Genomic DNA, 11,552 nt, shown 5'->3' with positions numbered 1-11,552 from the left:
TGACCCCTCCCCCCCCCGCCCGCTCACGCCGGGCGTAGCCACACCGTCGACAGGGGCGGCAGCGTCACCGTGATGCTCGCCGGGCGGCCGTGCCAGCCCACCGGTTCCGGTTTCGCCGGGTCCGGGCGGGTGACCCCGCCGCCGCCGTAGTGGAGCGCGTCCGTGTTGAGGGACTCCTGCCAGGCGGGGATGTCGGCCGGGACGCCGAGCCGGTAGTCCGGGCGGACCACCGGGGAGAAGTTGCTGACGGCGAGCAGCGGGGTGCCGTCGGCCGCCCGGCGCAGAAAGGCGAGGACATTGTCGTCCGCCGCGTCCCCGGCGATCCACTCGAAGCCCGCCGGGTCGGTGTCCCGCTGCCACAGTGCCGGAGTGCGGAGATAGACCCCGTTGAGGTCCCGGACCAGGTCCCGTACGCCCCGGTGGTCCGCCTCCGCGCCGTACGCCGGGTCCAGGAGCCACCAGTCCGGGCCGTGCGCCTCCGACCACTCGGCGCCCTGGGCGAACTCCTGCCCCATGAAGAGGAGTTGCTTGCCCGGGTGGGCCCACATGAAGGCCAGGTACGCCCGGAGGTCGGCGCGCTGCTGCCACCAGTCGCCCGGCATCTTCGACACCAAAGACCGCTTGCCGTGCACCACCTCGTCGTGCGAGATCGGCAGGACGTAGTTCTCGCTGTACGCGTACACCATCGAGAAGGTGATGTCCTGGTGGTGGTGCCTGCGGTGGACGGGGTCGTGGGCGAGGTACGCCAGCGAGTCGTGCATCCAGCCCATGTTCCACTTCAGGCCGAAGCCCAGGCCGCCGAAACCGCTCGGGCCCTGGTGATGGGTGGCCCGGGTGACGCCGTCCCAGGCCGTCGACTCCTCCGCGATGGTCACCGCGCCCGGCGCCCGCCGGTACACCGTCGCGTTCATCTCCTGGAGGAACGCCACCGCGTCCAGGTTCTCCCGGCCGCCGCGCTCGTTCGGCGTCCACTGCCCCGGCTCGCGCGAATAGTCCAGGTAGAGCATCGAGGCGACGGCGTCCACCCGCAGCCCGTCGACATGGAACTCCTCGCACCAGTAGACGGCGTTGGCCACCAGGAAGTTGCGCACCTCGCGGCGGCCGTAGTCGAACTCCAGCGTCCCCCAGTCCGGATGCGCCGCCCGCAGCGGGTCCGCGTGCTCGTACAGCGGGCGCCCGTCGAACTCCGCCAGCGCCCATTCGTCGCGCGGGAAGTGCGCCGGGACCCAGTCCATGATGACGCCGATGCCCGCCCGGTGCAGGGCGTCCACCAGGTGCCGGAAGTCGTCCGGGGTGCCGAGGCGGGCCGTCGGGGCGTAGAAGCCGGTGACCTGGTAGCCCCAGGAGCCGCCGAAGGGATGCTCGGCGACCGGCATCAGCTCGACATGCGTGAAGCCCAGGTCCTTCACATAGGCGGGGAGTTGCTCGGCCAGGTCGCGGTAGGTCAGTCCCGGGCGCCAGGACGCCAGATGCAGTTCGTAGACCGAGAAGGGCGCCTCGTGGACGGGGGTGTCACCCCGGTGCGCCATCCACTCCGCGTCGCTCCACTCGTACGACGATCTCGTCACCACCGACGCCGTCTCCGGCGGGGTCTGGGTGCGGCGGGCCATCGGGTCGGCGCGCAGGGTCTTCGAGCCGTCCGGGCGGGTCAGCTCGAACTTGTACAGCTCGTCCACGCCGACGCCCGGCACGAACAGCTCCCAGACCCCGGTGCCGCCGAGGGAGCGGAGGGGGTGGCCGGTGCCGTCCCAGTGGTTGAAGGTGCCGGCCACGCGGACGCCTCGCGCGTTGGGCGCCCAGACGGTGAAGCGGGTGCCGGTGACGCCCTGGTGGGTCATCGGTTCGGCGCCGAGCGCCTTCCACAGCTGCTCATGGCGGCCCTCGCCGATCAGATGCAGATCGAACTCGCCGAGGGAGGGGAGGAAGCGGTAGGGGTCCTCGGTCTCCAGTTCGGTTTCCTCGTAGGTCACCTGGAGGCGGTACGCGGGGATGTCCGGCAGGGGCAGCAGGGCCGAGAAGAGGCCGTCGCCGTCGGGGTGCAGTTCGGCGCGCAGGTCATCACCGGCGAGGACGGTGACGGAACGGGCGTGGGGGCGCAGGGCACGGAAGGCGACTCCGCCGGGGGCGGGGTGGGCGCCCAGGACGGAGTGCGGGGCGTGATGGGTACCGGAGAGGAGCCGGTCGCGGTCGGGTGCGGGGAGCGGGGCGCTGGGGGGGAGGGGGAGGGAGAGGGGAGGGTTCGGGACGGTGGCTTTCTTGGCAGTGGCTTTCTTGGCGGGGGCCTTTTTGGCAGTGGCCTTTTTGGCGGGGGCCTTCGTGGCGGTGGTTGTCCTGGCGGTGGTCTTCTTGGCGGTGGCCTTCTTGGGGGTCGCTGTCTTGGCGGTGGTTGTCTTGGCCGTGGTTGTCTTGGGTGCGGCTGTCTTAGCTACGGCTGTCTTGGTGGCGGGGGCCTTGGCGGTGGCCTTCCTGGGTGTGGCTGTCTTGGCCGTGGCCTTCTTGGCGGGGGCTTTCTTGGTGGTGGCTTTCTGGGCGGGAGCCTTCTTGGCGGGGGCCTTCGCCGTGGTGGTGGCCTTCTTGGCGGCAGCGGGTTTCTTGGCGGCGGCAGCGGGCTTCTTGGCTGCGGTGGCGGTCTTCTTGGCGGCGGCAGCAGTCTTCTTGGCCGGGTTGGCCGGGGGCTTCTCCGGGTCGTTCGGGTTCGGGGTGTTGGACGGGGGACGTGCGGTCACGGACGGAGCCTCCTGGGCGGCCGGGTGGGGTGGTTCAGGACGGAGAGGTCAGACGGTCGATCGCCGACAGCGGTACCGCGAGCCACTCCGGCCGGTGCCGTGCCTCGTAGACGACCTCGTACACCGCCTTGTCCGTCTCGAAGGCGCGCAGGAGTACGGCGTCGGCGCGTGGGTCGGTGCCCGTGACCTCGGCGTAGCCCGCGCAGTAGGCGTCCCGGCAGGCGCCCGCCCAGGCCGCCGCCGTCGCTTCCGGTAGCGGCGGCCGGGCGGAGTGGGCCGCGTAGTCGAAGGACCGCAGCATGCCCGCGATGTCCCGGAGCACCGGCTGCGGCATCCGGCGTTCGGCGAGCGGGCGGGCCGGTTCGCCCTCGAAGTCGATCAGGGACCAGGTGCCCGACGGATCCCGCAGGCACTGCCCGAGATGGAGGTCGCCGTGGATGCGCTGGGCCGTCCGGGTGCCCGGCGCGATCCCGGTCACCGCGTCGAACGCCGCCCGCAGCCCGGGTTCGTGGGGCCGCAGCGCCGGTACCGCCCGGACCGCCGACTCCAGTCGGCCCCGCATCCCCGCGACCAGGGTCTCCAGCTGGGCCGGGCCCAGGGTGACGGTCGGCAGGGCGCGGGCGAGGGCGGTGTGGACATCGGCGGTGGCCCGGCCCAGTTCACGGGCCTCGGCGGCGAAGTCCCCGGGCCCGGCCTGCTCGCGCAGGGCCAGCTCCCAGCCGTCGGTCACCCCTCGTAGAAACGGCTGGAGGACACCGAGGAAAAACGGTTCGCCGCCCAGCTCCTCGGCGCGGATCCACGCGGTGGGCGCGGGCACCCGGGCACAGCCCTCGCGGGCCAGGGCGAGCGGCAGTTCCAGATCGGGGTTGACGCCGGGCGAGATGCGGCGGAAGAGCTTGAGGACATAGGCGTCCCCGTACACGATCGAGGAGTTGGACTGCTCGGCGGTGCTCAGCCGGGGGGCCAGTCCGGGGCCGATCTCCTGCTCCGGGTCGCGTTCGAACCGCAGCCCGCCGATGCGGGCCCGGGAGCGCAGGGCCTCCAGGAGCACATCGGCGGCGCGGGGGTCGTGCAGGGCGTCGTACACCGTGAGGCCGGTGAGCGGGCCCTCGGTGACATGGCCGATCAGCGCGGGCGCCAGCCGGGGCGGCAGCGCCTCGCGCGTGCCTATGAGGAGCTGGTAGCAGTCGCCGCGCGGGGGCTGGTGGGCGCGTACGAGGAGGTGGTGGAGGCCGATCCGGCCGCCGGAGGGGAGCAGTTCGGTGGCCGCCACCAGGGAGAAGCCGCTGACGGGACGCCCCTTCCCGGCGAACCAGCGCTGCCGTGGCAGCCATGGTCGCAGCAGGGGGTCCAGGGACGCGAGAAGGCCGGTGCTGATCGTGGCGGCACGGGTGACGGCTTCCGACATGGCGTGCGTCCTTTCCCCGGGGAGGGGTGCTGCGTATGCGCGTGCCCGGGGTGGGGCGGGGAAAACCACCGCCCCACCCGGGGTCCTAGGCGGCGTCCTTGCGGAGCCGGAACCAGTAGAAGCCGTGCCCGCCGAGGGTCAGCAGATACGGCAGCTCGCCGATCGCCGGGAAACGCACCCCGCCGATCAGCTCGACCGGGTGACATCCCTCGAACTCCCGCAGCTCCAGCTCGGTGGGCTGGGCGAACCGGGAGAAGTTGTGCACACAGACCACGAGATCGTCCTCGTACTGCCGGGCGAAGGCCAGCACGGCGGGGTTGGAGGACGGTAGTTCGGTGTAGGTGCCGAGGCCGAAGGCGGGGTTCTGTTTGCGGATCTCGATCATCCGGCGGGTCCAGTGCAGCAGCGAGGAGGGCGACGACATGGACGCCTCGACGTTGGTGACCTGGTAGCCGTAGACCGGGTCCATGATCGTGGGGAGGAAGAGCCGCCCCGGGTCGGAGGAGGAGAATCCGGCGTTGCGGTCGGGGGTCCACTGCATGGGGGTGCGGACGGCGTCGCGGTCGCCGAGCCAGATGTTGTCGCCCATGCCGATCTCGTCGCCGTAGTAGAGGATCGGGGAGCCGGGGAGGGAGAGGAGGAGGGCGGTGAAGAGTTCGATCTGATTGCGGTCGTTGTCGAGGAGGGGGGCGAGTCGGCGGCGGATGCCGATGTTCGCGCGCATACGCGGGTCCTTCGCGTATTCGGCGTACATGTAGTCGCGTTCCTCGTCGGTGACCATTTCGAGGGTCAGCTCGTCATGGTTGCGCAGGAAGATGCCCCACTGGCAGTTCGAGGGGATCGCCGGGGTCTTGGCGAGGACTTCCGACACCGGGTAGCGGGATTCACGGCGGACGGCCATGAAGATGCGGGGCATGACGGGGAAGTGGAACGCCATATGGCATTCGTCGCCGCCCGCGCTGTAGTCGCCGAAGTAGTCGACCACGTCCTCCGGCCACTGATTGGCCTCGGCCAGCAGCACCGTGTCCGGATAGTGCGCGTCGATCTCCTTGCGGACTCGTTTCAGCAGCTCATGGGTGGCGGGGAGGTTCTCGCAGTTGGTGCCCTCCCGGGCGAAGAGATACGGCACCGCGTCCAGCCGGAAGCCGTCGATGCCCAGGTCGAGCCAGAACTTGAGCGCCGAGAGGATCTCCTCCACCACGGCCGGGTTCTCGTAGTTCAGGTCGGGCTGGTGCGAGAAGAAACGGTGGAAGAAGTACTGCTTGCGGACCGGATCGAAGGTCCAGTTGGAGACCTCGGTGTCGACGAAGATGATCCGGGCGTCCGCGTACTGCTTGTCGTCGTCGGCCCACATGTAATAGTCGCCGTACGGACCGTCCGGGTCCTTGCGGGACTCCTGGAACCACGGGTGCTGATCACTGGTGTGGTTCATGACGAAGTCGATGATGACGCGCATCCCGCGCTGATGGGCGGCGTCGACGAATTCCACGAAGTCGGCGAGGTCACCGAATTCCGGGAGAACGGCGGTGTAGTCCGAGACGTCGTAACCGCCGTCGCGGAGCGGGGATTTGAAGAAGGGGGGCAGCCAGAGGCAGTCGACGCCGAGCCATTGCAGATAGTCGAGTTTGGCGGTGAGGCCCTTGAGGTCGCCGACGCCGTCGCCGTTGCTGTCCTGGAAGGAACGGACGAGAACCTCGTAGAAGACCGCGCGTTTGAACCACTCCGGGTCCCGGTCCTGCGCGGGGGTGTCCTCGAAGGTGTCCGGGACGGGCTCATTGACGATCATATGGTGGGAGACCCTCCGATCTGCGGGGTGGACGGTCGCAGGACGGTCAGGATGTGCGCGGGCCGGACGCCCGGCTCCAGCCGCACATAGTTGGCCCTGCCCCAGTGATAGGTCTCGCCGGTGAGCAGATCGCGCACCGGCACGGTCTCGTGCCAGTCCAGGCCGAGTTGCGGCATGTCCAACGAGACCGTGGCTTCCTGGGTGTGGTGGGGGTCGAGGTTGGCGACCACCAGTACCGTGTTGGCGCCGGAGCGCTTGGAGTACGCGATCACCGCCTCCTGATCGGCGTGGTGGAAGTGCAGATCCCGTAGCTGGCGCAGCGCCGGGTTGGTGCGCCGGACGGTGTTCAGCCGGCTGATGAGGGGGGCGATGGTGCGGCCCTCGCGTTCGGCGGCGGCCCAGTCGCGGGGCCGGAGCTGGTATTTCTCCGAGTCGAGGTATTCCTCGCTGCCGTCGCGTACGGGGGTGTTCTCGCAGAGTTCGTAGCCGGAGTAGATGCCCCAGGTGGGGGAGAGGGTGGCGGCGAGGACGGCGCGGGTCTCGAAGGCGGGGCGGTGGCCGTGCTGGAGGTAGGCGTGGAGGATGTCGGGGGTGTTGGCGAAGAAGTTGGGCCGCATATAGGCGGCGGCGTCCCCGGACAGTTCGGTCAGGTACTCGGTGAGTTCCTGTTTGCCGGTGCGCCAGGTGAAGTAGGTGTAGGACTGCTGGAAGCCGATCTGGCCGAGGGTGTGCATCATCGCGGGGCGGGTGAACGCCTCGGCGAGGAAGAGGACGTCGGGGTCGGTGGCGTTGATCTCCCCGATGACCCGTTCCCAGAACACCACCGGTTTGGTGTGGGGGTTGTCGACGCGGAAGATCCGTACGCCGGTGTTCATCCAGTGGCGCAGGACGCGGACGGTCTCGGTGACGAGTCCGTCGAGGTCGGTGTCGAAGGCGACGGGGTAGATGTCCTGGTACTTCTTGGGCGGGTTCTCGGCGTACGCGATGGTGCCGTCGGGCCGGTGGTGGAACCACTCGGGGTGCTTCTCCACCCAGGGATGGTCGGGCGAGCACTGGAGCGCGAAGTCCAGTGCCACTTCCATGCCGAGTTCGCGGGCGGTGTCCACGAACCGGGTGAAGTCCTCCAGGGTGCCGAGCTTGGGGTGGACGGCGTCGTGGCCGCCCTCGGGTGAGCCGATCGCCCAGGGCACCCCGACGTCCTCGGGTCCGGCGGAGAGGGTGTTGTTGGGGCCTTTGCGGTGGGTGGTGCCGATGGGGTGGATCGGCGGGAGGTAGACGACGTCGAAGCCCATCGCGGCGATGGCGGGGAGCCTGCGGGCGGCGGTCTCGAAGGTCCCGTGCGGCTCGTCCGCCGTCCCCTCCGAGCGGGGGAAGAACTCGTACCAGGACCCGAACAGCGCCCGCTCGCGCTCCACCAGCAGCGGCAGCGGTGGGGACGAGGTGACCAGTTCCCGCAGCGGATGGCGGGCGAGCGCCCGCTCCGCCTCCGGGGTCAGCGCCCCCGCCAGCCGGGCCGACGCGGGCCGCGACTCGTCCCGCAGCGCCGCCACCGCCTCCCGGACGGCGGTCCGCGCCGCGCCCTCCGGTACGCCCTCGGCGGCCCGCTCATGGAGCCGGGCGCCCTCCTCCAGCACCAGCGCGGTGTCCATGCCCGCCGGGATCTTGATACCGGCGTGGTGGCGCCAGGTGGCGATGGGGTCGCTCCACGCCTCGACGGCATAGGTCCAGCGGCCCTCGGCGTCCGGGGTGACCCGGGCGCCCCAGCGGTCGGTGCCGGGGGCGAGTTCGCGCATCGGCGTCCAGGGGCCGGGGCGGCCCTCGGGATCGACCAGGACGACATTCGCGGCGACCGCGTCATGGCCCTCGCGGAAGACGGTCGCCGAGACCTCGAACGCCTCGCCGGTCACCGCCTTCGCGGGCCGCAGCCCCTGCCGGACACAGGGGCGGACATCGAGCACGGGAATGCGCCCGACGCTGGTGGGAGCCGGGGGAGGGGGTGAGAAGGGAGGGGTGTCGGTGGTGGTCGGGGGTGCCGACGAGTCGTGCGTGCGGGGCATCACCGCTCCTGTCCGCGTCAACGAGGGTGGGGCGAGGGCTGTAGGGAGGACGGTTCGGCGGGAGGTGTCTGCGGGGCGTACCGCAGAAACCTTCCCACTCGGGTCGGGGCGGCAATCCGGCCCCGTGTTAACTACTCACGCGTATGCCCATCCATACGTTCTCTCCCTCCGCTCCGTGGGCAGCCTCTCGTGCGTGCCGAATGGCCACAAGGTGGCCCGGGGACCCGGAATCGGCCATACCGGCTGGAGAGGGGCGGGGCAGGTGGCCCATCCTGGCCTGGTCGATCATCGAATGGGTGCCCGTTGGGGCGCCGGGGAAGTGCCCGTGCGGGCAGCGCGGATACGGCCCGGAGGGGCAGCGAGGGTGTGCCCGTGCGGGCAGTGTGGGACGCGGCTGGTGCGGGCAGTGCCGAGGAGGTCCGTGCGGGTGGTGAGAGTGTGGGCGTCTGTCCGGGCATCGGTCGCCGGGCCGTTCGTCCGGGCATCGGCAGTGAGGGCGTCCGTCCGGAGAGCGGCAGTGTGGCCGTTCGTCCAGGCAGCGAGAGTGTGGACGTCCGTCCGGACATCGGTCGCCGGGCCGTTCGTCCGGGCATCGGCAGTGCGGGCGTCCGTCCGGGCGTCGAGAGCGTGGGCGTCCGTCCCGGCAGCGAGAGCGTGGCCGTCCGTCCGGGCAGCGGCAGTGTGGCCGTCCGTCCGGACAGCAAGCCAGTCCCTCCGGACAGCAAGGCCGTCCGTCCGGGCATCAAGGACGGCCGTTCAGGCTGAAAACGCGGGTTTGGGGGCGTAGCCCCCGGCAACGGCACGATCACGCCAGTACCTTTTCAACCGACGTCGACGTCAATGACCGGTCATCCAGCGAAGCGCCGAGGTGGAATGTGAAGGCGATCCGTCGATTCACCGTCCGACCCGTTCTCCCCGAACCCCTCCAGCCGCTGAGCGACCTGGCGCGAAATCTGCGCTGGTCCTGGCACCCCGAGACCCGTGAACTGTTCCAGTCCGTCGATCCGGGGCGCTGGGCCGCCTCGGACGGCGATCCGATAAGGCTGCTCGGCAGTGTGCCGCGCGCGCGGCTCGCGGAACTGGCGGGGGACGGGGACTTCCTGGCCCGTCTCACCGCCGTCTCCGACGAACTGCGCGCCTATGTGGACGGCGACCGCTGGTACCAGCAGCAGTCCCGGTCGGCGGATCTGCCGGCCGCCGTCGCCTACTTCTCGCCCGAGTTCGGCATCACCGCCGCGCTGCCCCAGTACTCCGGCGGGCTCGGCATCCTCGCCGGGGACCATCTCAAGGCGGCCAGCGATCTCGGCGTCCCGCTGATCGGGGTCGGGCTGCTCTACCGGCACGGCTACTTCCGCCAGTCGCTCTCCGGCGACGGCTGGCAGCAGGAGCACTACCCGGTGCTCGACCCGCACGAGCTGCCCCTGATCCAGCTCAGGGAGGCCGACGACACCCCGGCGCAGGTGATGCTGGCGCTGCCCGGCGGCCGGTTCCTGCGGGCCCGCATCTGGCTCGCCCAGGTGGGCCGGATCCCCCTGCTGCTCCTGGACTCCGACGTCGAGGAGAACGACCTCGGCGAACGCGGGGTGACCGACCGGCTGTACGGCGGCGGCAGCGAGCACCGGCTCCTCCAGGAGATGCTGCTCGGCATAGGAGGTGTCCGGGCGGTCCGCACGTACTGCCGGCTGACGGGGCATCCGGAGCCCGAGGTGTTCCACACCAATGAGGGCCACGCCGGGTTCCTGGGCCTGGAGCGGATCAACGAACTGTGCGAGGGCGACGACGGCCTCGGGTTCGACGCGGCGCTGGAGGCCGTGCGCGGCGGGACGGTGTTCACCACCCACACCCCCGTCCCCGCCGGGATCGACCGCTTCGACCGCGACCTGGTGGCCCGCCACTTCGGCCCGGCCGCCGAGCTGCCCCGGATCGAGGTCGACCGGATCCTCCGGCTCGGCGCGGAGAGCTACCCGGGCGGCGAGGCCCATCTCTTCAACATGGCGGCGATGGGCCTGCGCCTCGCCCAGCGCGCCAACGGGGTGTCGCTGCTGCACGGCCAGGTGAGCCGGGAGATGTTCGCCGGGCTGTGGCCGGGATTCGACGCCGAGGAGGTGCCGATCACGTCCGTGACGAACGGGGTGCACGCGCCGACCTGGGTGGCGCCGGAGGTGTTGCGGCTCGGCGGCACGTCCGCCGAGGACGGCGACGAGCGCTGGGACGGCGCCGCCGCGCTGCCCGACCCCGACCTCTGGGCCCTGCGCCGCACCCTGCGCGAGCGGCTCGTGGACGAGGTACGGGACCGGCTGCGGGCCTCCTGGCGCCAGCGCGGCGCGGGCTCGGCGGAACTGGGCTGGATCGACGGCGTCCTCGACCCGGACGTCCTCACCATCGGTTTCGCCCGCCGCGTCCCCTCGTACAAGCGCCTGACCCTGATGCTGCGCGACAAGGACCGCCTCACCGAACTGCTCCTCCACCCGGAGCGGCCGGTGCAGATCGTGGTCGCCGGGAAGGCGCATCCGGCGGACGACGGCGGCAAGCGGCTGATCCAGGAGCTGGTGCGGTTCGCGGACGACGCGAAGGTCCGCCACCGGATCGTGTTCCTCCCCGACTACGGCATGGCCATGGCCCAGAACCTCTACCCGGGCTGCGACATCTGGCTGAACAACCCGCTGCGCCCGCTGGAGGCGTGCGGCACCTCCGGAATGAAGGCGGCCCTCAACGGCTGCCTCAACCTCTCGGTGCTGGACGGCTGGTGGGACGAGTGGTTCGAGCCCGACTTCGGCTGGGCGATCCCCACGGCGGACGGCGCCGCGATGGACACGGACCGCCGTGACGACATCGAGGCGTCGGCCCTCTACGACCTCCTGGAGCAGCGGATCACCCCCCGCTTCTACGAGCGCGGCGGGGCCGGGCTGCCGGACCGCTGGATCGAGATGGTCCGCCGTACGCTGACACAGCTCGGGCCGAAGGTGCTGGCGGGGCGGATGGTCCGCGAGTATGTCGAGCGGCTCTACGCGCCCGCGGCCCGCGCCCATCGGGCACTGGGCGCGGAACAGGCCGGGGAACTCGCCGCCTGGAAGACACGGGTCCGGTCCGCCTGGCCGTCGGTCGGCGTCGACCATGTGGAGACCTCGGCGGCGACGGCGACGGTCGAACTCGGCACGGCGGTCTCGCTCCGCGTGCGGGTCGCGCTGGGTGATCTGCGGGCCGAGGACGTGGAGGTGCAGGCGGTCTCCGGACGGGTGGACTCGGAGGACCGGATCACCGACGCGGTGAGCGTCCCGCTGAAGCCGGTGTCCGGGCCGGACACGTATGGGCGGTGGCTGTACGAGGGCCCGCTGTCCCTGGACCGGACGGGACCCTTCGGCTACACGGTCCGGGTCCTCCCGGCACACCGCCTCCTGGCATCACCGGCGGAACCGGGGTTGGTGGCGGTGGCATCGGACGCGGTGGGGCGGGAGGGGGCGGGGGTGTTGTTGCGGTGAGGTGCTGGTGAGGTGCTGAGGGGGGTGGGTGGGGGCTGGTTCGCGCGGTTCCCGCGCCTCTGGAGGGGGCGTGGTTCCGTGCGGGCCGGTGGGGGC

At 71.1% G+C, this 11,552-nt stretch carries 5 protein-coding genes; 1 reads left to right on the top strand and 4 read right to left on the bottom strand.

The genetic code is table 11. The features are described 5' to 3' along the window. Nucleotides 1–23: 23 nt before the first annotated feature. From glgB to ABZX40_RS36775, 4 genes are all read right to left on the bottom strand, one after another. Complete coding sequence (gene glgB / locus ABZX40_RS36790) at nt 24–2,726, bottom strand: 1,4-alpha-glucan branching enzyme (protein ID WP_355748884.1); 2,703 nt, start codon at nt 2,724–2,726, stop codon at nt 24–26. A 34-nt stretch (nt 2,727–2,760) separates the two neighbouring features. Then, nucleotides 2,761–4,134 carry a maltokinase gene (locus tag ABZX40_RS36785; protein WP_355748881.1) on the bottom strand — a complete coding sequence of 458 codons (1,374 nt, stop codon included), beginning with the start codon at nt 4,132–4,134 and terminating at the stop codon, nt 2,761–2,763. A gap of 85 nt (nt 4,135–4,219) precedes the next feature. Further along, entirely contained in the window at nt 4,220–5,920 is a 1,701-nt protein-coding gene (treS, locus tag ABZX40_RS36780) for a maltose alpha-D-glucosyltransferase (protein ID WP_355748878.1), read from the bottom strand. After that, nucleotides 5,917–7,977, bottom strand: a complete 2,061-nt coding sequence (locus tag ABZX40_RS36775; protein WP_355748875.1) for an alpha-1,4-glucan--maltose-1-phosphate maltosyltransferase — start codon at nt 7,975–7,977, stop codon at nt 5,917–5,919. The genes treS and ABZX40_RS36775 overlap by 4 nt, the downstream gene beginning before the upstream one ends. Nucleotides 7,978–8,852: 875 nt before the next feature. On the opposite strand from ABZX40_RS36775, the gene glgP reads away from it, so the two are divergent. Continuing rightward, complete coding sequence (gene glgP / locus ABZX40_RS36770) at nt 8,853–11,456, top strand: alpha-glucan family phosphorylase (protein ID WP_356009198.1); 2,604 nt, start codon at nt 8,853–8,855, stop codon at nt 11,454–11,456. Nucleotides 11,457–11,552 lie beyond the last annotated feature (96 nt).

Source organism: Streptomyces sp. NPDC004610, assembly GCF_040609715.1.
Lineage (GTDB): Bacteria > Actinomycetota > Actinomycetes > Streptomycetales > Streptomycetaceae > Streptomyces.
The sequence above is the reverse complement of the archived record's forward strand: the minus strand, read 5'-3'. Positions and strand labels throughout refer to the sequence as shown.

What these genes read in the sequence shown, in the direction of transcription:
- treS (WP_355748878.1), bottom strand. Translation starts at nt 5,920, where the DNA reads ATGATCGTCAATGAGCCCGTCCCGGACACCTTCGAGGACACCCCCGCG.
- ABZX40_RS36785 (WP_355748881.1), bottom strand. Translation starts at nt 4,134, where the DNA reads ATGTCGGAAGCCGTCACCCGTGCCGCCACGATCAGCACCGGCCTTCTC.
- ABZX40_RS36775 (WP_355748875.1), bottom strand. Translation starts at nt 7,977, where the DNA reads ATGCCCCGCACGCACGACTCGTCGGCACCCCCGACCACCACCGACACC.